The organism is Bacillus sp. EB01 (assembly GCF_000613125.1).
Classification (GTDB): domain Bacteria; phylum Bacillota; class Bacilli; order Bacillales; family Cytobacillaceae; genus Bacillus_D.
The window spans coordinates 129304-151617 of sequence record NZ_HG964497.1 but is presented as its reverse complement, the minus strand read 5'-3'; the positions used below and the strand labels follow the sequence as shown (position 1 = coordinate 151617).

Here is a 22314-nt window from a genome sequence, read left to right as displayed (position 1 = left end):
GAATGATCCAAAAGAAGTTCGAAAATGCAGCAAAAGCTGTGGCTGACATGAAGGATGGGGCTACACTCCTCGTCGGTGGATTTGGAGGCAGCGGGCTGCCGTCACATCTTATCGCGGCACTTGTGGAGCAGGGTGCAAAGGACCTTACGGTTGTATCCAATAATATAGGGGCTGTAAGTGATGGTGTTGCAGCACTTATTTCCAACAATCAGGTAAGGAAAATCATTTGTTCGTTCCCAGTCGGTCCACACGCGGATGACCTAATTCAACGCCTCGAGAAGGGAAGCATTGAGTTGGAGATCGCTCCGCAAGGAACATTGGCGGAACGGATCCGGGCAGGCGGGGCTGGTATTCCGGCTTTTTATACACCTACAGCAGTGGGCACTGAACTTGCGGAAGGTAAAGAAACACGGGATTTCAATGGGAAGGTACATGTCCTTGAGCAAGCCATTACAGGGGACTATGCCTTTATAAAAGCACATTGTGCTGACCGGTGGGGAAATCTTGTATATCGAAAAACACAGCGGAACTTCAACCCGGTTATGGCGACAGCGGCACGACTTACGATAGCTGAGGTCGATGAAATTGTAGACGTTGGCGTAATCGATCCGGAGGCAGTTGCCACTCCAAGTATTTATGTACATCGCTTGGTACTATTGCAAGAACAGGCTGAAGGGAGGGTGACAGTAAATGGCTAAGGAACAGAAACAAACGATTGGATGGACATCACCTCAGCTGGCAGAAAGAATAGCTCAAGATTTGGAAGACGGCTGGTTTGTAAATCTGGGTATTGGTTTGCCGACACTTGTGGCTGATTACATCCCTGAAGGCCGGGAAATCATTCTTCATAGTGAAAACGGGCTGCTTGGACTTGGTCCAAAGCCGGTACCTGGTGAAGAGGATTTGGATCTTGTTAATGCAGGGAAAGAACCTATTACCTTAAGACCAGGGGGATGTTACTTTTCTCAGGCTGATTCCTTTGCAATGATACGAGGCGGGCACCTCGATGCAGCCGTACTGGGTGCCTTCCAGGTATCAATGCATGGAGATCTGGCTAGCTGGAAGCTTCCGAATGCTCCACTTGGCCGGGTTGGCGGAGCAATGGATTTGACCGTAGGCAGCAAAAGGGTCTTTCTCTTTATGCAGCATACAACTAATAAAGGTGAAGCAAAAATTGTGGAGAAATGTTTATTTCCTCTAACAGCTCCACGTTGTGTTGATCGAATCTATACAAATCTGGCGGTGATCGATGTGACGGATGATGGTCTCGTAGTCCGGGAACTTGCTCCAGATGTTACGTTTGACTACGTGCAAGCCTGTACGGATGCTCCACTTAAACTTGAAGTATATAAAAATAACAAAACGGAAGTTATAGGAGTTCAGCAATGACAATGACGAAGCATACTAAAAGAAGCACAATTGATCGCAGTTCATCCGTTCCTCTGTATAAACAAATTAAGCAAATTTTAATTGAAGAGCTGCAGGCAGCAGACGGTGACTCCAGCCGCCCATTCAGCACTGAGCAGGAACTTGTTCAGCGCTTCCATGTAAGTCGGGCGCCTGTCCGGCAGGCATTAAAGGAGCTTGCCGATGAAGGGTATGTCTACAGGGAGCGGGCAAAAGGTACTTTTCCAGTCCAGGCACTGCCAGTCCGGCCACCGGGGCTTGAGCTGGGAGGGCTGGTCAGCTTTCTCCGTGAACAAGGGATCGATTGTAATTCGCATATATTGAATGTTGAACGTGTTACTCCGACCGAGGATTTATGTGCTGCATTACGGATTTCCTCCATCGACAAGGTGTTGAAAATCTCTCGTTTAATTTTGCTGGAGAGTGAACCACTTATTTGGACACAAACATATTTAGTAGTTTCGGAGGAATTCCAGCCCGATGCAGCGGAACTTGAGGAAGCAGAGAGCGTATTCGTTCTTCTTGAGAGGGAACAGGGCATCTTTGTTTCGAGAGGGGACCATCAAATCTATGCTGCAGGTGCGGTACAGGATGAAGCGAACCTACTGGAAATCCAAGAAGGCGAGCCTGTTCTTGTTATGGAGACTAAATTGTACACTCGGAACGATACCCTTATAGGCTGGAGAAAAGCCGTCCATAGGGCAGGCGATTACAAATTATCCTTCACTGTAAACCGGTGACCAGCGTTTACGGGTGGCCAGAAAGTGGAGCCCGCTGCTTAATTATTCATTTTATTGACTGGAAGTAAACAAACTCAAATAGTTACGTAGAATTTGAGTTTGTTTCTCCTTAAATATCTCGTTTTCTTGGAAGAAAGAGAGTAAATCTTTTTTGACTGGAGGAGGATTTAGAAATTATTAAAATTTAACCGTTTTCATTGTTTGCAAGTTTCTTCCTTACTAAATGGTATCTGTTCTACTTGTTTTTAAAATCGCAGGTCAAAAAAACGAATCGGGCATAGGAGGGAAAATGTGTATGAAATCAAAATCGGATTTAAGGATTGCCATCATCGGAGGCGGAATTGCTGGTGCATCAGCTGCGGTTGCACTCAGAAAGGAAGGATTTAACCCAACTGTATATGAGAAAGCACCAGTTTTGAGGGAAGTTGGTGCAGGAATCGGAATGCGTCCGCCTAGTATCCAATGCTTTAAGGATTGGGGTATTTATGAGGCAATCGAAAAAGTGACCACACAAAGCGATTATATGGAAATACTTACTCCTGCAGGTGAAATAGCTATTAGAGAAAAGTGGCCAATTTTAACAGATAACAAGGAAGAACAATGGGCCAGATTAATCCATAGGGCTGATCTCCTTGAGACCCTTGTATCACATGTTCCGGCTGATACTGTGCATTTAGACCACCGTTGTGTATCGGTTGTGGATCATGGGGATTATGCAGAAGTTAAATTTGCTAACGGCAAAACAATTGAAGCGGACCTAGTTTTAGCAGCAGATGGCATCCGTTCGCCTGTCCGGGACCAACTATTCGGAGTAGCCGACCCAGTTTACTCAGGGTACTATGCATACCGTGTAACGGTCAGTCACGAAGATACATTGGGTATGACATCGGAGGAAAATTGTTTGCGTATTTATACAGATGGCAAAGTACAGGCTTATTTATTGCCATTACAGCATCGGAACCAGGTGTCAGTTGATATTACTGTTCCATCAATTGAATTTGCGCTTCAGCCGGATGTAACAAAGGATTTCCTATTAAACTCTGTACAGCACTTTCATCCTAACCTAATTAAACTCATTGAAAGTGTAAAGCTCGAAGATTGGGTCTGCCGTCCGTTATGCGATATTAATCCAATCGACCGCTGGGTTACAAAAACTGTCGCTTTAATCGGGGATAGCGCACATGCAATGCTTCATAACCAGGGACAGGGAGCAAATATGTGCATCCAGGATGCAGGCGTATTGGCTAAAGTCTTGCGGGATGCAGGAACAGTTGAGGAAGCTCTCCAAAAATACGAAGGGCTAAGGAAACCGGTCACTCATCTGTATCAAAATTTATCACGTATATTCCCATCCGATGAAGCGGATACGGCGTTCCCTGAAAAAGAACACTTTGAAAATAAGCCTATTGCTAACTAATACGGTCCAAAGTAAGGCGGGTTAAGAAAAGGTCTGCTAATTTAAGTCAGAATATTATTATTTATGGAAATATTCAATAAACGAAGAAGCGGCCGAAAGAGCAGAAAACGGAGGTTTGCACACATGCCAGTACATCCAGAGATAAAAAAGATTTTAGATAGTTTGCCACATTTCGATTTAAAGCCAAAAGTCATACCGGAAGAACATCGAAAAATGTTTGATAACCCTATCTTGCCAGTTGAAAAACGAGTTCAGGTCCATTCGGTCGAGGAAAGAACAGTCCCTACCGCTGAAGCAGATATTCCGGTAAGGATTTATACACCGAAGGAATCTGATTCATACCCACTTCTTATGTACTTTCATGGAGGCGCTTTTTTCTCGGGAACGTTGGAAAGCCATGATGAAGTTGTCCGCCCGATTTGCTATGAGTCTGGCTATAAAGTCATTTCCGTTGGCTACCGCCTTGCCCCTGAACATCCATTTCCGGCTGGATTAAACGATTGCTACAATGTTACGAAGTGGGCGGCAGAGCATAAGGACGAATTAAACTGGGACGGAGAAAACCTTGCTATTGCAGGGGATAGCTCAGGCGGAAATTTCGTTGCGGCAATTGCGCTGATGGCGCGAGAAAAACAGGAATTTACACTAACAAAGCAAGTTTTATATTATCCATCCCTTGATCTGGATTTTAGTGAGTTCCGTTATCCGTCTTTAATTGAAAACGGAAAGGGCTATTTCGTGGAGAGCGATCAATTGGCTGAAATGAACAGCTTCTATCTGTTGGGCGGAGTGGACACAGATGATCCGCTTGTTTCACCAATCAGAGAGGAGAATTTAGAAAGCCTCCCTCCAGCCCTCATCATTACTGCGGAGTATGATCCTTTTAGGGATGAAGGAGAACTTTTTGCAGAAAATTTAAAGAAATTCGGTGTGTACGTTGAAACCAAACGGTATGAAGGAGTTACTCATGGTTTCCTCGGCAAATTCACTCATCTAGATGAATATAAGGATGTTTATAAACGTACAGCAGATTTCTTAATCAAATCAGCTTCAAGTATTTCACTAACATAAACCATGCGGAAGTGATCTTACAGACACACTGGTCACTTCCGCACATGCTTTGAGCGAACTAAGGGAATGGATTTTGCACTTTAAGCAGAAAATCATTGGAATTCTATCACCTTTAAAGGAATAAAACCGCCTGAAAATTTCTTAATATTCGGAATTCAATTTAAGGAAGGGTGTTTTATTTTATGGAAAAGAAAAAGTTTTGGACTTACGAAAATAAATTGGTAGCAATCGTCTTCTTTACAGTGGGGTTTGTGTTTTTTGACCGTTTGGCGATTAACTACCTATTCCCGATGATTTCTGTAGATTTGGGATTAAACTATACGCAATTAGGATTGCTTGGGGCTGCTCTTGCATTAACCTGGTCTGTGTCCGGCCCGTTGGGGGGATTCATTTCAGATAAAGTTAAGAGTAAGAAAACAATGATGGCACTGTTAGTTTTGGCATTCTCAATCGTTTCTTTGATGCACGGTTTGGCACAATCTTTCGCAGTTTTATTCGTTCTTCGCCTTTTAATGGGAATTGTAGAAGGCCCGCTGATTCCGCAAACACAATCCATTTTAGCAATTGAATCATCGGAGCGACGCAAAGGATTTAACTTAGGTTTCACAATGAACACTAGTAACGCGCTATTCGGAAGTATTTTAGCTCCAGTTGTAATCGTTGCTCTAGCAACCACCTTTGACTGGCACACTGCATTCTATTTAACAATTATTCCAGGAATTATTTTGAGTTTTGTCATCTTAAAAACAGTGAAAAATCCTGACCCAGGAAAACTCCATGCCATGCATGAGTTTAAGTCGACAGATAAAGTAAAAGTGAAAGATGTGCTAAAGCACCGCAATATTTGGCTATCTATTCTTATATTCAGCCTTGTCATGACAACATTGATGGCATTCCAAATTTTTGGACCAACTTATTTGGTGCAGGCAAAAGGGCTGTCCGATACAACAATGAGTTTTGTCATGGCTTCATTTGGTGCTGGCTATGCAATCTTTGGTTTCTTAATCCCGACAATTTCAGAGCGTACCGGCCGTAAGCCAGCTTCATTGGTCTCCGGATTGGCATTAATTCTCGTGCCTCTAAGTATTGTATTTACGGATTCCGTTCCATTAATGATGGCGCTTTTGTTCTTGGGCTCTGCCGGTTCGGGAGTAATTGGTATGTCCATGTCCGTCATTCCGGTTGAATCCGTACCATTACGCTACTCTGGCCTTGCGATCGGCCTGACAATCGGTATAGGAGAGTTAATCGGCGGATTCCTGAATCCAATGATCAATGGCAAGTTAGCTGATATTTACGGGATTCAAACCCCATTATACGTCGCTGCTGCTGCCGGGGTTATTGCTCTTGCATTGACGTTCTTTTACAAGGAGACAGCACCTCTAAAACTAAAAAGTACCAAGGAAGAAGAAACACCAACAGCTGTCCAGGTATAGCATTAGCAATTAATCACTTAGCCCGCATCTACTTTAAGCCGCGGGCTAAGGATTAGTGAACAATATATTTAATAAATAATTCACAAATTAAGTTATTAAGAGGTGAAAAGATGAAAAAATATTTAGTCTTCATTGAAAGAAAGCCTTCCTTCACTGGGAACCTTATTCCTGGCCACCGGGAGTTCCTTGGAAAATTAAAGGAAAGTGAAAGATTATTAACAGCGGGAGCTTTTGAAGATCATACTGGCGGTGCCTATGTTCTTTCCGCGGAATCACTGGAGGAAGCGAGAGAAACTGTCAGCAAAGACCCTATGAACGATGAAAGTGAAGCCACTTACAAGATTAGGGAATGGAACGCCAACTAATTTACTAGAAAGGAAGTTTTTTATGAAACTGATTACATTTACAAAGGATGGCATTACCCGAATTGGTGCAGTTAAAGATGGGGAGGTCGTTGATCTCCATGAATCCTACAAGGCTCAACTGCGGGAGCAAGGGAAATTGAGGGCCAGTCAAATTGCCGAAGCGTTTGTTCCAGCTAATATGATCGGGTTTTTGCAGGGAGGGAAAGAAAGCCAGGAGCTTGCAAAGGAGGCTGCTGAATTCGGGCTTTGCAAGCGTGAAGATCAAGGTCGCAAACTTGTTTTTGCTTTTGACGATGTGAAAGTGGAAGCGCCGGTACCTGTGCCTGGAAAAATGATTTGTGTTGGCCATAATTACCGCGAGCATATTTTGGAGATGAAGCGCGAACTGCCACCGTATCCGGTCGTTTTTGCTAAATTTGCGAACACTGTTGTTGGGCCGCAGGACGATATTCCGTTTTTTCCGATATCAAAGCAATTAGATTATGAAGCTGAATTTGCGTTTGTTATTGGCCGGCGCGCAAGGAATGTTTCCAAAGAGGATGCCCTTGATTATGTAGCCGGTTATACAATCGTCAACGATGTTACATACCGCGACCTCCAACGCAGAACCCTTCAATGGCTTCAGGGGAAAACGGTCGAGGGCAGCGCGCCTATGGGTCCATGGCTTGTCACGTCCGATGAACTTGCAGATCCCGCGGGCCTTGAAGTTGTCCTATCAGTAAATGGTGAAGAACGCCAGCGCTCAAATACTGCGAATCTCGTATTCTCTGTGCAATACCTGGTTGAATTCCTATCGAACCTGATGACGCTTGAGCCAGGCGATGTGATTTTGACGGGAACACCCGGAGGAGTCGGTGTGGCGCGTGAACCTCAAGTGTTCCTGAAAGATGGCGATCTCGTAAAAATAGAGATAGTGAAAATTGGCGTCCTTGAGAACCGGGTAGCGGCTGTTAAAGAAGCAGTAGGGGTGAACTAGCATGAGCACTCCAACATTGACAAGCTCAATTGCATCTATTCATCAGTCTCTTGACGAACTAGTTTCGAGAGTAAAAGACCTGCCTGAGGATTTGTTGCGCTGGAACCCTTCTCAGGAAGAATGGTCAATCATGCAAATCCTCTGCCATGTGGAAGAAGCAGTTCAGTATTGGCTGGATGAAGTCGAGCGTCTGCTCGTTTCCCCAGGCAGCGAGTGGGGCAGGGGGCTGCAGGATGAAAAGCGGCTTGAAGCTGTGGGCCAGGAAAAGGTGGCTGGCACTTCTCGTGAGAAAATATTAAACGCACTTGTGGAACTGAAGCCACGGGTAGCCGAAACGTTGAATAAACTAAACGATGAAACACTCGCACAGGAAGCGCCTAGCCGAAACCCGCGTTTTGGAGTTAAGCCGCTTTCCTTTATTGTCGACCACTTGCTTGTTGACCACAGCGCCAAGCATTTGAGGCAGGTTGAACGGAATATATCAAAGGCAAACCTTTAATTATATTCAATAGGAGGTTAGTAGAATGGCAGAAAAAAACGATTTTTTTAAAAGTAAAATTGTACAGGATTTTACCCAGGATATCCGCCAATACAATCTCGGACCGCTTTGGGAGGCAATACCTGCATTGATGCACCACCAGCCAGAACCGCATGCTCAGGCGTATTTATGGAAATGGGATCTTCTCCAGAAAAAACTAATGGAGGCAGCACAGATTTTCACTCCTGACCGCGGCGGCGAGCGCAGGGCGATTTACCTTCAAAACCCTGGGCTTGATTACCGTCAGCCATGGGGGTGGGCGTCTACCTCACAAACGCTATATGCGGCAGTACAGCTATTACAGCCAGGGGAAGTAGCACCATCCCATCGCCACACACAAAATGCTCTTCGGTTTATTACCCACGGTGAGGGCGCATATTCAATCGTTGAGGGCGAACGTATTTTTATGGAGGAAGGCGATTTTGTCATTACTCCAAAAAATCTCTGGCATGGGCACGGCCATATTGGAACAGAACCGATGATTTGGATGGACGTATTGGACATACCAACCATTTATATGCTTGGCGGCACATTCTTTGAACCTTACCCTGAAAGAATTGAACAGCCAAAAGTTCCGGACAACTATACGGCCCAGCGCTATCAGGGAGGGATGGTTCGCCCAATTTCGGATCGCCATCCAAAGGTTGCGCCACTTGGCGCGTATAAGTGGAAACAAACCTTGAAAGCAATTGAGGGACTATCCCGCTTCGAGCCAGATCCTTTCGATGGCTACGCTGTCGAATTCATCAACCCATCAACAGGCCAGACAGCCAATCCCAACATCGGTGCCTGGATGCAGTATCTGCCAAAAGGATTTCACTCAAAGGCCCACCGTCATACACATTCAGCCATTTACCAGGTGTTTAAGGGATCAGGCTACAGCATCATAAATGGTGTTCGTTTTGACTGGACAAAAGGCGATTACTTTATCATTCCAAACTGGGCAGTCCATGAACATGCCGCAGAGGAGGAAACGTATTTCTTCTCGGTTAACGACCTGCCAATCATGGAAAAGTTTGACCTTGAGCGTGAAGTCGCCTTTGAGAGCAATAACGGGTACCAGGAAGCGAAAAATGAATTCAAACCTGTCTTAGTGTAAATAAACCTGTGAAATTTATTGAAGGGGGATAGAATCATGGTAAAACAGGATAATCCAGTTCTTGTAATCGGGGGAGGAATCGGGGGACTGGCAGCTGCTCTTGCAACTGCTGAAGCAGGTCACCGGACAACGGTGCTTGAACAGGCGCCGCAGTTTGGAGAAATTGGTGCGGGGATCCAAATGGGCCCGAATGCAATGGCTGTTCTTGATCGTTTTGGTGTAGCGGACGAGATTTCGAAACACGCTGTATTCCCTAATCGGCTTGTCTTAAAGGATGTATACACGGCTAAGGAATTGGCCTCGCTCGATCTGGGAGATGAATTCAAGGCGAAGTATGGATTTCCATACATTGTGCTTCATCGTTCAGATCTCCATCGTGTGCTGGTCGAGGCATGTGAAAAAAATCCGCTCATAAGCCTCGTGAATGGTCAGACCATTGATACGGTTGAACAAAATGAGGAAGAGGTTACGGTCATTAACAAAAATGGCGAACGTCATGTTGGGAAAGCCGTAATCGGAGCGGATGGCCTGTGGTCAAAAGCCCGAAAGTATTTTTCGGATGACAAGCCAATTTGTTCCCAATACGTTGCATATCGTGGAACCATTCCGATTTCTGAAGTTAGCGGAGACGCTGAAATGGACGATGTGATTATGTGGATTGGCCCTAACTTGCATGTCGTCCAGTATCCTGTGCGCCGCGGTGAACTTTATAATCAGGTTGTGGTTTTTAAGAGCACAAATTATAAGGAAGACTCCGATGATTGGGGAACTCCGGAAGAGATGGATAAGGTGTTTGAAGGCTGCCACCCTAAAGTGGAAACAGCTTTGTCCTTCATTCAGCGACAAATTCGCTGGCCGATGTATGACCGAAACCCGATAGACAATTGGACCAATGGCAAGTTTACGCTGCTGGGAGATGCTGCCCATCCAATGCTACAGTACCTTGCCCAGGGTGGTTGCCAGGCATTGGAGGATGCATCGTATCTAGCGGACATGCTAAAAGTTTATGGAGATAATTTTGAAGAAGCATTTAAGGAATATCAAAACGAACGCATTCCTCGAACAGCCAAAGTACAAAGAAGTGCACGAACATGGGGAGAAATCATTCATGCCACTGACCCTGTCTCAGTACTCTTACGAAATACGCTGCTAGAGAAAAAAGAAGCGAAAGAATTCGAGATGGTTGTCTGGCTATATGGATATAAAACTATAGGAGCTAAAGCAGTACAGCTTGGCAGCTAACCCTAATACACGTATAGAGGAGCAAGGGCGAGCAGCCTTGCTTCTTTTTTTATTTTAAGAAAAGTGCAATATGTTGGATCGGTAACATTTCAATGCTGGATTTCGAATAAAGCAATCTTTAAAAACTCTATTGGTAACGTTTCAGTGCAAGACTTTAGGTAAAACGATATCAATAAGCTTCATTGATAACATTTCAGTATAAAATTTAAGGCAAAACGATTCCAAGAGCCTCTATTAATAACATTTCATTGATAGATTATGAGCAAAACGGTGTCAAGAGAGTCGTTGGTACCATTCGATGCAGAAATATCCAGAATACAGAAGCACAAAACTTAAATCAGAAACTAAGGACAATTTTCTTTTCCAAGAAGTAAAATGTCCTTGGAATCCAATATCAAGGACATTTTAAATAGTTCTGCCGTATTTAATAAAACACACCAACCAATAAAAAAGTAACGGCTCCCATAAGTATAGATGAAAGCAGGCCAACTATTAATGGCCGTAAGCCGACGGATTTAATTTTTCCAATGTCAGTCCCAAGCCCAACACTAGCCATGACCATCAGGATAATATATTTTGCGACAATGGAAGTTGCCTCCACAGCTGCACCAGGTAATGGAACGATCGTGTTGAGTGCTGCAGCGCCTGCAAAGACGAGGATAAAGTACGGAAACACTTTTGATATCTTAACTTTATCTGACCCGACTGCCGAAGCTTTTGTTTTCATGGTAATCATAACAGACAATATGACTGCGACTGGCACGAGCATAAGTGTCCGGATTAGTTTAAAAACAACGGATGTGTCACCTGCTGCAGCGCTGTAATTATATCCCGCAGCAACAACAGATGATGTATCATGGATCGCTATACCCGCCCATACCCCGAATGCATGGTCAGTCATGGACAAGAGATGCCCTATAAGAGGATACACCAGAACAGCAAGCACGTTAAACGCGAAGATCGTATTGACCGCATATACGATTTCTTCTTCTTTTGCCTTTATAATCGGCCCTGAAGTAGCAATGGCAGTTGCACCGCAAATTCCGGTTCCCAGGCTGATGAGCAAGGGGATATTTCCTTCCAGTTTAAAAAGGCGGCCCAGAAAGTATGTAAGGAAGATACCAGTAAGGACCGCTATTATAACAATGATGAGAGCATTCAGGCCGAGACTGTAAATTTCTATAAAGCTGTAGCCGAAACCAAGTAAGACAATCGCTGCTTTAAGGAGTTTTTTTAATGTAAAGCTTATGCCTTTGGAAAATAAGGACGGTACACCAACCGTTTGTTTAATGATGACTCCCAGAAGTATAGCAATAACTGCTCCGCCAAGAATTGGGAAGGCCTGACCTAAAAAATGAGCCAAAATTGCAATAAGTGCTGTCAATATGATTCCTGGAATACATGATGAAAATTTGTTTTTGTCTATAAATGATTGCATTGTTTCATGCTTGCTCTTCAAGATGTGGACCTCCGAATAAGCTAGTTTCTTTTCAAATGCCTTTCCTATCCTACCATCGTACAACTTCTTTGACCAGCTAAAATACAGCTATTATATAAAACATCCAACCGTTTGCAGACTACAAGTTAATTGATACTTAGTTCATTAACTAATAGTAATGGGTACCAAGTGTTAAAGCTTGGTACCTTTTTCGTATCCTGTTAAGTTCTTGAAGAATGGCAAGCTGCGACACGGTTTGTTATGATAAATAGAAGATATTAGTCCTCGAGGTGAAAGACTTGAAATTGTATCAATCAGTTCTTGATTTAATTGGAAATACCCCAACCGTAAAACTGAATAAATTGCCGGATCCGGCTGGAGCCGAGGTATATATGAAACTGGAATCCTTTAATCCGGGGGGAAGTGTGAAAGACCGTGCAGCGTTCAATATGATTACCCGTGCAGAGGAAGAAGGAAAACTCATTCCGGGAAAAAGCACGGTCATTGAACCGACTTCAGGAAACACAGGAATTGGAATCGCAATGGTTTGTGCAGTTAAGGGATACAGATGCATCATCACAATGCCGGACAATGCTACACAGGAAAGGGTTAAAATCCTGAAAGCATACGGCGCGGAAGTTCATTTAACCCCGGCTGCCAAGCGGATGAGTGGGGCAATTGAGGAAGCCAATCAATTGGCTTCGAACTATTCCGATAGCTTTATCCCGATGCAGTTCGAAAACGAAGCGAATTCTGACGCCCATCGCAAGACAACCGCCGTTGAAATACTGGAGTCGTTTGAAGGAAAGCTTGATGCACTCGTCGTAACAGCGGGAACTGGAGGGACTGTAACGGGAGTAGGAGAGGAGCTAAAAAAAGCCAACCCGAACCTGAAAATTTATGTTGTGGAACCATTTGGTTCACCTGTTTTATCAGGAGGGGAACCAGGCCCGCATAAAATTCCTGGAACAGGCCCCGGTTTTATTCCCAAGATTTTAAACCGTGAAATCTATGACGAAATTCTCCATATAAAGGATGAGGATGCACAGGATATGGCCAGAAAACTTGCTGCCAAAGAAGGGGTTTTCGTAGGTGCCTCGGGTGCTGCCTCTGCATTTTATGCAGTTGAAATCGCAAAAAACCTTCCGCCTTCTGCACGTGTTTTATGCTTTGCTCCTGATACCGGTGAACGGTATCTATCTTCGGATTTATTTCCCGGTTAAAATATGATCTATAAAAAAGGCCCAAAGCATTAATTGCTTGGGCCTTTACTGTATAACCGCGCCAACTCTTTAATAAGAATATCAACTTCATCTTTTGTGTTCTCATATGAAAAACTGATACGGATCGCACTTTTAGCGATTTCTCGGCTTAACCCAAGCGATTCCAGGACTGAAGGCCCCCGCGATTGATTGGATTTGCAGGCAGCAGCAGAGGATATGTATATCCCCAATTCATCCAACTTTTCAACGACTTTTTTGTTATCATGGCCAGGCAGGGAGAGATTGACAATATGCGGGGCACCTTGTCTTGATGAGTTGATCACAGCCTGTGGGAGACGTTCCTCAATCTGATCCATGCAATAATTCCTCAATCCTGCTAAATAACCCATCGTTTCTCCGATAGTGGAAAAAATGATTTTGACAGCTGTACCGAATCCAGCAATAAAGGCCGTATTTTCTGTTCCCGACCGTAAACCTCGTTCCTGCCCGCCTCCAAACATAGTTGAGAACATGGTTGTACCCCGTTTTACATATAAAGCACCAATACCCTTTGGTCCGAGTATTTTATGGCCGCTTATACTGATAAGATCTGCCCCAAGACTCTCTGCGGAAAGGGGCAGCTTTCCATATCCCTGAACAGCATCACAGTGCAAAAGAGCGGGTGACGCCTTTTTTTCAATGATGTTCTTTATTTCATCTACAGGAAAAATTACACCAGTTTCATTCTGGACGAGCATAGCACTGACAAGGACAGTGTCTTGTTTGATAGAATGTTCCAATTCCGCCAAATCTAGTACACCATTTGGTGCTGGAATGTACGAGACCTTCCAGCCTTGCTTTTTCAAGTCGCGAATTGTTTTTGTAACTGCAGGGTGCTCCACTTCGGTGGTGACAATATGATTGCCAAGGTGAGAATTCGCCAGGCAGGCCCCTTTTATCGCTAGATTATCAGCTTCAGTTCCTCCGGATGTAAAATAAATCTCCTCCGGTTCCGCCCCAAGTGAATCAGCAATGATTATCCTTGTTCTTTCAATCTCGCGCTTGCTTTCTTTCCCATACTGATGAAGAGAGGAGGGATTCCCATAAACCTCAGCCAACATGCGAGTTATTGTATTGATAACTTCTGGATATGGCTTTGTGGTAGCGCTGTTGTCGAAATAAATCGTTGGCATATCGCTCATCCTTCTAAAATAAAATCTCATAATCATTGTAGCAATCAGATTAATACATAGTAAATGTCTAAACCAGTACAAAAATATGTAAACATTTTTTGGAAAGTTTATAGTTACATTTCCAATACTTATAAGGTAGAATTTTAATAGTGTGGTAAATTACTACCTTGAATATGAAGGGAGAAATATAATGAAGTCTTGGTTGTTAAAGGCAGGCATTGTTGGAACGTTGCTGCTTAGCAGTTTTCCTGTTATTCAAGTGTCAGCGCAAACGGAAACCGATAGTAGTTGTGCGAGAGATTTAAGTGGTGTTCCAGATAAATTTAATCCGTCTTATCAACAAGTTAATTCTATACTAACAAGTGCGGCTTTGGAGGCAAATATTCCTCCTGAAGTTGTTAAGTCAGTTGCGTGTCAAGAAAGTACTTGGAGGCAATTTGATTCTGAAGGAAATCCTTTGGTAACCTCAGATGGCGGCATCGGAATTATGCAGATTACCAATTATAAAAGGGAAGGATCTTCTGGTTTTACTGAAAAGGATGCTGCATATATAAAAGCTTTAAAAAATGACCTCATTTTTAACATTAAAGAGGGCTTGAAAATTCTAAATGCCAATTATAGCCGTACTGATCTTCCGAAAATTAAAGGAGCAAAACGGGAAATAATAGAGAGCTGGTATTTCCCGGTCATGGCTTATAACGGTATTAAGCCTGTAAACAGCCCTTTATATCAAGAAGATGGAACAAAGAATACAAACGCTTATCAAGAAAAAGTTTTTTCTAAGATAGTAAAAGAGAGCTTTTTGGGAGGTTCCGTCCTAGCTAAATTTCCTTTTAAAACTAGTGATTTTAGCTACGATAGGGAATCGGATGAAAATATAGTATTCAATGTAAAGGAATATACTCTGACAGGCCCATTGACCACATCTGCCTATTTATACAAAGCAAGGGATAGGGTTATTGTAACCGAGAATAATGTCAGTTTTAGGGATGGTCCAAGCAGTAGTTATAACCGGGTACTTTTAACAGAAGGTACATTTTTAATAGTAAATGGTAATTTCGTTTACGACTCCAATAAGGATAGTCAGAACCACTTTGTCTGGTATCCGGTTAAATCTGCTAGTGGCAAACTAGGTTATATTTCATCAGCCTATGTAAATAAGACCAACCCCTTGGCTCCAGTTATTGATAAGGTAACGAATAAAGCCACAAAAGTTACAGGAAAGACAGAGTCAAAAGCAACTTTAGCTTTGTCTATTTCCGGTAAGCATTATAAGACTGTAACAGCAAGCGAAGAAGGTAATTTTAGTATAACAATTCCAGTCCAAAATACCGGCACTGAAATTTCGGCTGTCGCAACTGATCGAAGAGGGAATAAAAGCCCGGCCAGGAAGATTAAAGTCACCAGAGCGGCGCCGAATATGCCGACTATGAATACTGTAACAAACAAAACAACTTTGGTTTTGGGAAAGACAGAAGCAAATGCCAAAGTAACGCTATATATTTCAGGAAAATCATATAAAGCGGTAACGGCGGACAAATATGGCGCTTTTAAAATTCCATTCACTGCCCAAAATGCCGGTACAGTGTTAACATTGACAGCAAAAGATGCAGCAGGGAAGGTCAGTGCGCCAAAATCAACTAAGGCATTGAAGGTCGCTCCGAATAGTCCTTCCGTTTCTACAGTAGATAACAAGGATTTTGCGGTCTCTGGGAAAACAGAAGCGAATGCTACAGTAACAGTGGCAATTGCCGGAAAAAAGTATGTAAAAAAGGCAGACAAATATGGTAATTTTAAAATTGGAATTCCAGTTCAAAATTGGGGAACAAAAATCTCGGTAACAGCCAAAGATAGTGCTGATCGTGTAAGTGCTGCTAAATCGGCAACGGTTGTCAGAATCGCTCCGAACCAGCCTGTCGTTAATAAGGTCCGTTATTATTCCACTTCTGTGACGGGTAAAACCGAGAAATATGCTACTATCACCGTAAAGGTTGGTACCAGGACATATACAGCAAAGGCGAATGTGTACGGCAACTTTTCGGTGAAAATTCCGAAATACCGCGTTGGAACGAAAATGTACATCAATGCAAAAGACTCCAAGGGTAAAATTAGTGTCACTCGTACGGTCACAGTCTCCTAAGGATGAAAAACTTAAATATCAAGCTTTTAAAGGCCAATTCTTTGAGAATTGGCCTTTTTTATAGCTGTTTTAGTTAAGACTGTTGCTATAGCTACAAAAGGGATTTTTTACCATTTTATGGTGGTATATAGCTTTATATATAAATTACTTTTTTAGTGAGGCGGTATAGTATAAGTAATAGTGAATAATCGTGATTGAAGCTGAAACCTTGTGTTTAATAAACCGTAAGTAATTTTTAGGGAGGGAGGGGTGTTGATGAAAAAGGCATTGTCCATACTAATGTTTTTATTAGTTCCATTGTTAATAGTTGGATGTAGTCAAAAAGAGATAATGTTTAACCATACTGAACTTAAAGAAGAATTAAAAAAGGAAGGAATTTCGCCAAAGTTGCCAACATCATTTCCAATGACCATAGTAGAGTACGAACGAGTTATTCCGCCCCATGAAACAAATATAAACGAGGTAATATTTAAAGGGGAAGAAGGAATGCGACTTTCATTGACTATAGAACCGCCCCAAGTTGAATATCACAATCTTCAATACCAAGAGGATGTTACGATTAATGGAAACGATGGTTTCTTTATAGAGGGTCCTGGACCATCGATTCATTGGACAGATGGTGATTATCATTACATCTTGACATACTTTACAGACGAAAAAGTCACCAAGGAAATGATGGTTGCAGTGGCAGAGTCATTTCAGTAAAAAATAGCATTCCTTTTTAACAAAAGTCATTGTTGAATAACAAAGCAAAGCCGCTTATACCTGGGAGTGGCTTTTTTTATACCTATTTTTAAGGTTTTCACTATAATCGCGGTGTAAATTATTCCAATCCAGTATATTTTTACAATATTTCAAAGTTTCATTTACAAAAGTTCATATTTTTAAAAAATATACTATTATAAATACCTATTATCTGAATTTACCTAAGAATCCCTGAATTAGCAATATAAAAACTTTATTTTTGTTCAAAATAGGTGAAACAAATGTTCAAAAATATGTTATAGTTATTTTGCAATAACGAAATAAATGAAAGCGCTAACGGTTTGGGCTTGGTTTTTTAGGGAATTGGAACTCCATCGTTAAACATAAAAGCCTGCTTGTTTGGAGATATATCATTTCTATTTTAGTTATGGGGGTAAAACGAATGACAATTTTACTTGGTATTATAGGAATCCTCGCACTCATTGGGATTGCTTGGGTAATGTCGAACGATAAGAAAAACATTAATTATCGGGCTGTCGGCATCATGCTGGCTGTACAGCTTTTTATAGCCTGGTTCATGCTCAATACCTCAATTGGTAAAAAAGTTTTGCAAGCAATAGTCGATGTCTTTAATAAAGTTTTGTCTTTCGGTCATGAAGGAATTTCATTTGTATTTGGTGATTTATCGACGAAGGGCTACTTCTTTGTTGACGTCCTAATGATGATTGTTTTTGTATCTGCATTGCTATCTATCTTAACGTATACGAGAATCTTGCCATTAGCTATTAAATATATTGGCGGTGCTGTTGCTAAAGTAACTGGCCTGCCTAAAATTGAATCATTTGTAGCGGTCAATTCAATGGTTTTTGGTGATACAACTGCGATTCTTTCAGTTAAATCCCAGCTGCATAAACTTTCTCCAAATCGTTTGTTTATAGTAGTAACATCTTCTCTGGTAGCGGTATCATGCTCGATATTAGGTGCCTATATGCAAATGATTCCCGCGGAGTTTGTACTGGTAGCTTTACCTATTAACGTCTTTTCTGGATTAATTCTTTCTTCAATGGTTTGCCCGGTACCAAAGGAAGAAGATGAAGAAATTGATATAAAAGAAATGATTCCTGAAAAATCATTATTTGAAGCAATCGGTAATGGTGCTTTAATTGGAGGAAAAACCGCTCTGATCGTAGGAGCAATGTTGATTACGTATATTGGGTTACTTGCGATGCTGAACTTCATTCTCGAAGGTTTGGTAGGGATGTCGTTCCAGGAAATTCTCGGGTACATTTTCGCACCTGTTGCATTCATAATGGGAATACCGACCTCGGAAATTGTAAGGGCAGGTTCTGTTATGGGTACGAAAGTTGCGGCTAATGAATTTGTTGCAATGCTTGATTTTATGAAAATAATTCCCGATATGACTCCGAAGACAGTCGGTATCGTTTCAGCATTCTTGGTTTCATTTGCGAACTTTTCTTCAATTGGAATTATCCTTGGAACCGTACAAGCCATCAATGGTGAACAGGCAAGCCGGTTGGCCAAGGTTGGTTTGAAGGTATTGTTAGTGGCTACTATGGGATCTGTTCTGACCGGAACCATCGTAGGCTTGTTCCTTTAATATAAAAATAAAATTAACCCTCTTTCTTATGAGAAAGGGGGTTTTTATGCTGAGTGAAAATTGGCATCGGCACTGCAATGCTCTAAACACTGCACACTTCTGATAGCCGGGCTATAGCCCTGCACCAAAATTATAAAACCCTTAACTCCACATGTATCGCCGTTATTAGAGAGGCTAAGCACTGAAGCAAGACTGGCTTATCGCCCGCCTTATCCAAGAATACCCTTTCTCATAGATTAAACAGTGTCTGGAGCAAGCAGAATAATCCAAGAGAACCTCTCTCATAGATGAATCGGAGTCTGGAACAAGCAGATTAATCTGAGAGAACCCGTCTCGTAGATTAATCCGTGTCTGGAGCGAGCAGATTAATCCAAGAGAACCTCTCTCATAGATTAAACAGTGTCTGGAGCAAGCAGATTAATCCAAGAGAACCCTCCTCATAGATGAATCGGAGTCTGGAGCAAGCAGATTAATCTGAGAGAACCCGTCTCGTAGATTAATGGTGTCCGGAGCAAGCAGATTAATCTGAGAGAACCCGTCTCATAGATTAATCGGTGCCAGGAGCAAGCAGATTAATCTGAGAGAACCCGTCTCATGGATTAATCGGTGTCTGAAGCCAGCTGCTTCACGGATAGTGACATGGTTCGCGATCAAAATTCACCTTTCCCGTGATAAAGAGCTCCCTGTTGTAGCGGAAATCAACACACTTTTTTTACACAGCAAAATAAAAAATGCCCCTCCATAAATGAAGGGACAATGACTTATTTAGATTGCTTCAGTTTTTCTATTGCTTCGCCCAGCTCGTCCTTGACGGTTGTCTCGGCCATTTTCACATTCGTAATATAAGCAGCCCTGGCAATTAAGTGTGCTGATACCGGGGCGGTCAGGAATACGAAGAAGATTCCAAGCAGCAGCCTGACGCTAAAGAAGCCATCACTAAAAAGGAAGAATATAAAAGTACCTACCAGTGTAAACAAAACACCCAGAGTTGAGCTTTTTGAAGCGGCATGGGAGCGTGTATACACATCTGGCAGTCTGACTAATCCGATGGCGCTTAAAAAACTAATGAACGTGCCCGCCAAAATAAGAATAGCCGCGATCATTTCACTCAGATCGTTTGGATTCAATGGCTACACCCCTTTCGAGGAATCTTGCAAACGCAAGGGTTCCAATAAAGGATAATATACCAATCAGCAATATCACTTCAAAAAAAGCATGTGTCCTAAGAAGGACAGAAGTAATGGCAACACCGGCTATCAAATTAATCCCGATTGAATCCAGCGCTTGAATCCTGTCAGGAGACGATGGGCCTTTGATGAGACGATAAAAGGTGGCAAGAATGGAAAGGGTCAGGAAGACCAATGAAATCTTTAATATTAAATCTAACATTTCCGTGTCACCTTCTTAATATAATTTTCAAATCGCAGTTTCGATTTAAGCACAGACTCACTTGATTCAGGGATATCCATTGCATGGACGTATAACGTTTGGCCGTCATCTGAAACCTTAATAACAACTGATCCCGGGGTCAAGGTTAACAGCAGGGAGAGAAGGGTCACCTCTGTGTCTGTCTCCAAATCTGTTTTCACAGTAAAGATTCCTGGTGTTATATTTAACTTTGGCCTTATGACTTGCCGAATCACAAGGTAGCTGGAGGTAAATAATTCTTGAATAAAAACGAAAAATAATTTAATGATATTTAAAAATGTAATCAAATAAAAATTGTCCGGAAGAAAGCGGCGCATTAAGAATAGGACGAGGATTCCGACCAAGTAGCCGCTGAAAAAGGTCAGAACACTCCAATCCTCCTGGAGAGCCGCCCAAAGCAAGGCGATAAACAGATTGGTTAATACCTGCATTGCCACGAAGACCACCCCTTTCCGTAATAATCAAAAAATCTTTTTGAGATCAACCTTTGTACTCTCCAAGGACTGCATCAATATAAAGTGAGGGATCCATCAAGCTTTCAACAGCAAGCTCTGCAAAGGAATGAATTCCCTCAGCCCCAAGCCCCAGTGCGATGGTAAGAGCAGTCAGGGCTGCAATTGGGAACAGTAATCCTTTCGTTTTCCCTTTTTCAGTTTCTTCATTAAGGTAGGATTCTCCCCAAAAACCATACATAAAGATTTTTAAAACAGAATAAAGGACCATCAGGCTTGTTAGGAGGCCTATTGCCCCTAGCCAGAAGTAACCAGCCTCGAATGTTCCTTCTGTAATATAAACCTTGCCGATAAACCCGCTTAACGGCGGAATCCCTGACAATGACAGTGCTGCTACAAAAAACATCCAGCCTAGATAAGGATATGTTTGGATCAAGCCGCTGAAGTCTCTCAGGTTAGCCGTTCCTATAATCGCGATAACAGTTCCCCCGATAAGGAAGAGAAGGGCCTTAATTATCATGTCATGAATAAGGTAGTAAAGGGATCCGGTTAATCCTTCCGGTGTGCTTGAGGCAAGTCCTGCTAAAATAAAGCCAACTCCAACAATTACGTTATACGTAAGGATCTTCTTAATGTCCCAATATGCAATTGCACCTATTGCACCCAATAGCATGGTAAGTGCACTCATGATTCCGATAATCAAATGGGTTATTTCCGGCTCGTGGTAAAACACGAGCGTAAAAATTCGAATTATAGAGTAAATACCCACTTTGGTAAGAAGCGCTGCAAACACAGCCGCAATCGCTGTGGGAGGTGCGCTGTAGGAACCAGGCAGCCAAAAGAATAATAACAATCCCGCCTTCAGGCTAAAAACAATTAAAAACAGCAGTGAAATAGCAGTAAGCAAGCCGTCTTGTCCGGCCTCAGCAACGCGGACTGACAGATGTGCGAAATTCAGCGTCCCTATTGTGGCGTACAAGTAAGAAATTACCACAAGGAAAAGGAAGGAGGATATTAGATTTACAAGCACATATTTAATCGATTCCCGCAGTTGCAGACGCGTTCCGCCCAGGGAGATTAATACGTAAGAGGATATAAGCATAACCTCAAAGCAGACAAACAGATTAAAGATATCACCTGTAATGAATGATCCGTTAACCCCTGTAATAAGGAATAAAAATAACGGGTAAAAATAATGCAGTTCCCGTTCCTTCCCAATAGAACGAAACGCGTAAAGAAAGCAAAATAGCGCAACGATACTTGTTGTAATTAGTAGAAGAGCAGAGAACATATCAGCAGCAAAGCTTACCCCGAAAGGCGCCTTCCAGCCGCCAATATGGAGAACCTGGATGCCATCCGTTTTAATTTGAAACATTAAAACGGCTGATACCGCCCCGGTAGCCACGATAGCCAGAATCCCCAGCAGCCGCTGCAGCATTATCCTGTTTCGAATGATGACCATGACCATCCCTATGATTAAAGGGATAATAATGGGCAGAATGAGTAAATTATTCATTTTCATTACCTCGCATTTGTTCCGTGTCATCAGTTCCAAGCACCCTGTATGCACGATAGCTAAGGACTAGGAAAAGGGCGGTGGTCGCAAAGTTGATGACAATTGCCGTAAGAATAAGTGCCTGCGGCAAAGGATCAGTAAAGGTATCCCCGCCAATTCCTAAAAGGGGAGCTCCACCTGTTTTTAATCCGCCCATTGTAATGATCAGCAGATTGACAGCATGGCTAATGACCGAGGTCCCCAGTATAATCCTCAATAGATTTTTAGATAAAATCAAATACGTTCCAATGGTAAACAAAACCCCGACAAGTACCGACATTAAAGTTTCCAT

General features: G+C 42.6%; 22 protein-coding genes. 15 read left to right on the top strand and 7 right to left on the bottom strand.

Annotated elements, in window-relative coordinates; translation table 11 throughout:
- Positions 1 to 2: 2 nt before the first annotated feature.
- From TY16_RS00665 to TY16_RS00615, 11 genes are all read left to right on the top strand, one after another.
- A complete protein-coding gene (locus TY16_RS00665) occupies positions 3 to 698 on the top strand; it encodes a 3-oxoacid CoA-transferase subunit A (RefSeq protein ID WP_043929740.1) in 696 nt (231 codons plus the stop codon).
- Positions 691 to 1389, top strand: a complete 699-nt coding sequence (locus tag TY16_RS00660) for a 3-oxoacid CoA-transferase subunit B (RefSeq protein WP_043929739.1) — start codon at positions 691 to 693, stop codon at positions 1387 to 1389. The genes TY16_RS00665 and TY16_RS00660 overlap by 8 nt, the downstream gene beginning before the upstream one ends.
- Positions 1386 to 2147 carry a GntR family transcriptional regulator gene (locus tag TY16_RS00655; RefSeq protein ID WP_052342539.1) on the top strand — a complete coding sequence of 254 codons (762 nt, stop codon included), beginning with the start codon at positions 1386 to 1388 and terminating at the stop codon, positions 2145 to 2147. The genes TY16_RS00660 and TY16_RS00655 overlap by 4 nt, the downstream gene beginning before the upstream one ends.
- Positions 2148 to 2442: 295 nt before the next feature.
- The gene (locus TY16_RS00650; protein WP_052342538.1) at positions 2443 to 3564 is read left to right on the top strand and encodes an FAD-dependent oxidoreductase; all 1122 of its coding nucleotides are present in this window, start codon (positions 2443 to 2445) and stop codon (positions 3562 to 3564) included.
- A 123-nt stretch (positions 3565 to 3687) separates the two neighbouring features.
- Positions 3688 to 4635 carry an alpha/beta hydrolase gene (locus TY16_RS00645; RefSeq protein ID WP_043929737.1) on the top strand — a complete coding sequence of 316 codons (948 nt, stop codon included), beginning with the start codon at positions 3688 to 3690 and terminating at the stop codon, positions 4633 to 4635.
- Between the two features lie 182 nt (positions 4636 to 4817).
- A complete protein-coding gene (locus TY16_RS00640) occupies positions 4818 to 6071 on the top strand; it encodes an MFS transporter (protein WP_043929736.1) in 1254 nt (417 codons plus the stop codon).
- A 110-nt stretch (positions 6072 to 6181) separates the two neighbouring features.
- Complete coding sequence (locus TY16_RS00635) at positions 6182 to 6436, top strand: YciI family protein (protein ID WP_043929735.1); 255 nt, start codon at positions 6182 to 6184, stop codon at positions 6434 to 6436.
- Positions 6437 to 6458: 22 nt separating this feature from the next.
- Positions 6459 to 7412, top strand: a complete 954-nt coding sequence (locus TY16_RS00630) for a fumarylacetoacetate hydrolase family protein (RefSeq protein ID WP_043929734.1) — start codon at positions 6459 to 6461, stop codon at positions 7410 to 7412.
- 1 nt (position 7413) lies between these two features.
- Positions 7414 to 7911, top strand: a complete 498-nt coding sequence (locus TY16_RS00625) for a DinB family protein (RefSeq protein WP_043929733.1) — start codon at positions 7414 to 7416, stop codon at positions 7909 to 7911.
- Between the two features lie 25 nt (positions 7912 to 7936).
- On the top strand, positions 7937 to 9049 hold the full coding sequence (locus tag TY16_RS00620) for a cupin domain-containing protein (protein WP_043929732.1): 1113 nt from the start codon (positions 7937 to 7939) through the stop codon (positions 9047 to 9049).
- A 36-nt stretch (positions 9050 to 9085) separates the two neighbouring features.
- The gene (locus TY16_RS00615; protein ID WP_043929731.1) at positions 9086 to 10291 is read left to right on the top strand and encodes an FAD-dependent monooxygenase; all 1206 of its coding nucleotides are present in this window, start codon (positions 9086 to 9088) and stop codon (positions 10289 to 10291) included.
- A gap of 424 nt (positions 10292 to 10715) precedes the next feature.
- Here the strand turns inward: TY16_RS00615 and TY16_RS00610 are convergent, their stop codons facing one another.
- Positions 10716 to 11750, bottom strand: coding sequence for a YeiH family protein (locus TY16_RS00610; RefSeq protein ID WP_081772835.1), 1035 nt, complete (start codon positions 11748 to 11750; stop codon positions 10716 to 10718).
- 278 nt (positions 11751 to 12028) lie between these two features.
- Here TY16_RS00610 and cysK point away from each other — a divergent pair, with 278 nt between their 5' ends.
- On the top strand, positions 12029 to 12952 hold the full coding sequence (gene cysK / locus TY16_RS00605) for a cysteine synthase A (RefSeq protein WP_043929730.1): 924 nt from the start codon (positions 12029 to 12031) through the stop codon (positions 12950 to 12952).
- A 29-nt stretch (positions 12953 to 12981) separates the two neighbouring features.
- On the opposite strand, the gene TY16_RS00600 is transcribed toward cysK, so the two are convergent.
- The gene (locus tag TY16_RS00600) at positions 12982 to 14124 is read right to left on the bottom strand and encodes a cysteine desulfurase family protein (RefSeq protein WP_052342537.1); all 1143 of its coding nucleotides are present in this window, start codon (positions 14122 to 14124) and stop codon (positions 12982 to 12984) included.
- Between the two features lie 190 nt (positions 14125 to 14314).
- On the opposite strand from TY16_RS00600, the gene TY16_RS26000 reads away from it, so the two are divergent.
- The 3 genes from TY16_RS26000 (at position 14315) to TY16_RS00585 (ending at position 18587) form a co-directional block, all read left to right on the top strand.
- Positions 14315 to 16264: an Ig-like domain-containing protein gene (locus TY16_RS26000; protein ID WP_155922100.1), complete on the top strand. Its 1950-nt coding sequence runs from the start codon at positions 14315 to 14317 to the stop codon at positions 16262 to 16264.
- A 255-nt stretch (positions 16265 to 16519) separates the two neighbouring features.
- On the top strand, positions 16520 to 16969 hold the full coding sequence (locus TY16_RS00590) for a hypothetical protein (RefSeq protein ID WP_043929725.1): 450 nt from the start codon (positions 16520 to 16522) through the stop codon (positions 16967 to 16969).
- Between the two features lie 442 nt (positions 16970 to 17411).
- Entirely contained in the window at positions 17412 to 18587 is a 1176-nt protein-coding gene (locus tag TY16_RS00585) for a NupC/NupG family nucleoside CNT transporter (RefSeq protein ID WP_043929724.1), read from the top strand.
- Positions 18588 to 19348: 761 nt separating this feature from the next.
- Here TY16_RS00585 and TY16_RS00580 read toward each other — a convergent pair.
- From TY16_RS00580 to TY16_RS00560, 5 genes are read right to left on the bottom strand one after another with little or no spacing between them, the layout of a single operon-like run.
- Positions 19349 to 19714 carry a Na+/H+ antiporter subunit G gene (locus tag TY16_RS00580; protein WP_043929722.1) on the bottom strand — a complete coding sequence of 122 codons (366 nt, stop codon included), beginning with the start codon at positions 19712 to 19714 and terminating at the stop codon, positions 19349 to 19351.
- Positions 19692 to 19976: a Na(+)/H(+) antiporter subunit F1 gene (locus tag TY16_RS00575; protein WP_043929721.1), complete on the bottom strand. Its 285-nt coding sequence runs from the start codon at positions 19974 to 19976 to the stop codon at positions 19692 to 19694. Before TY16_RS00575 ends, TY16_RS00580 begins: the two co-directional genes overlap by 23 nt.
- A complete protein-coding gene (locus TY16_RS00570) occupies positions 19970 to 20452 on the bottom strand; it encodes a Na+/H+ antiporter subunit E (protein ID WP_197028339.1) in 483 nt (160 codons plus the stop codon). The genes TY16_RS00575 and TY16_RS00570 overlap by 7 nt, the downstream gene beginning before the upstream one ends.
- Before the next feature lie 43 nt (positions 20453 to 20495).
- Positions 20496 to 21983 carry a Na+/H+ antiporter subunit D gene (locus TY16_RS00565; protein WP_043929720.1) on the bottom strand — a complete coding sequence of 496 codons (1488 nt, stop codon included), beginning with the start codon at positions 21981 to 21983 and terminating at the stop codon, positions 20496 to 20498.
- Entirely contained in the window at positions 21976 to 22314 is a 339-nt protein-coding gene (locus tag TY16_RS00560) for a Na(+)/H(+) antiporter subunit C (protein WP_043929719.1), read from the bottom strand. The genes TY16_RS00565 and TY16_RS00560 overlap by 8 nt, the downstream gene beginning before the upstream one ends.

Coding starts and splice junctions, on each gene's coding strand:
- TY16_RS00560 (WP_043929719.1), bottom strand. CDS start 22,314: ATGGAAACTTTAATGTCGGTACTTGTCGGGGTTTTGTTTACCATTGGA.
- TY16_RS00640 (WP_043929736.1), top strand. CDS start 4,818: ATGGAAAAGAAAAAGTTTTGGACTTACGAAAATAAATTGGTAGCAATC.
- TY16_RS00660 (WP_043929739.1), top strand. CDS start 691: ATGGCTAAGGAACAGAAACAAACGATTGGATGGACATCACCTCAGCTG.
- TY16_RS00655 (WP_052342539.1), top strand. CDS start 1,386: ATGACAATGACGAAGCATACTAAAAGAAGCACAATTGATCGCAGTTCA.
- TY16_RS00645 (WP_043929737.1), top strand. CDS start 3,688: ATGCCAGTACATCCAGAGATAAAAAAGATTTTAGATAGTTTGCCACAT.
- TY16_RS26000 (WP_155922100.1), top strand. CDS start 14,315: ATGAAGTCTTGGTTGTTAAAGGCAGGCATTGTTGGAACGTTGCTGCTT.
- TY16_RS00625 (WP_043929733.1), top strand. CDS start 7,414: ATGAGCACTCCAACATTGACAAGCTCAATTGCATCTATTCATCAGTCT.
- TY16_RS00620 (WP_043929732.1), top strand. CDS start 7,937: ATGGCAGAAAAAAACGATTTTTTTAAAAGTAAAATTGTACAGGATTTT.
- TY16_RS00565 (WP_043929720.1), bottom strand. CDS start 21,983: ATGAATAATTTACTCATTCTGCCCATTATTATCCCTTTAATCATAGGG.
- TY16_RS00585 (WP_043929724.1), top strand. CDS start 17,412: ATGACAATTTTACTTGGTATTATAGGAATCCTCGCACTCATTGGGATT.
- TY16_RS00635 (WP_043929735.1), top strand. CDS start 6,182: ATGAAAAAATATTTAGTCTTCATTGAAAGAAAGCCTTCCTTCACTGGG.
- TY16_RS00590 (WP_043929725.1), top strand. CDS start 16,520: ATGAAAAAGGCATTGTCCATACTAATGTTTTTATTAGTTCCATTGTTA.
- TY16_RS00575 (WP_043929721.1), bottom strand. CDS start 19,976: ATGTTAGATTTAATATTAAAGATTTCATTGGTCTTCCTGACCCTTTCC.
- TY16_RS00600 (WP_052342537.1), bottom strand. CDS start 14,124: ATGCCAACGATTTATTTCGACAACAGCGCTACCACAAAGCCATATCCA.
- TY16_RS00650 (WP_052342538.1), top strand. CDS start 2,443: ATGAAATCAAAATCGGATTTAAGGATTGCCATCATCGGAGGCGGAATT.
- TY16_RS00665 (WP_043929740.1), top strand. CDS start 3: ATGATCCAAAAGAAGTTCGAAAATGCAGCAAAAGCTGTGGCTGACATG.
- TY16_RS00630 (WP_043929734.1), top strand. CDS start 6,459: ATGAAACTGATTACATTTACAAAGGATGGCATTACCCGAATTGGTGCA.
- TY16_RS00615 (WP_043929731.1), top strand. CDS start 9,086: ATGGTAAAACAGGATAATCCAGTTCTTGTAATCGGGGGAGGAATCGGG.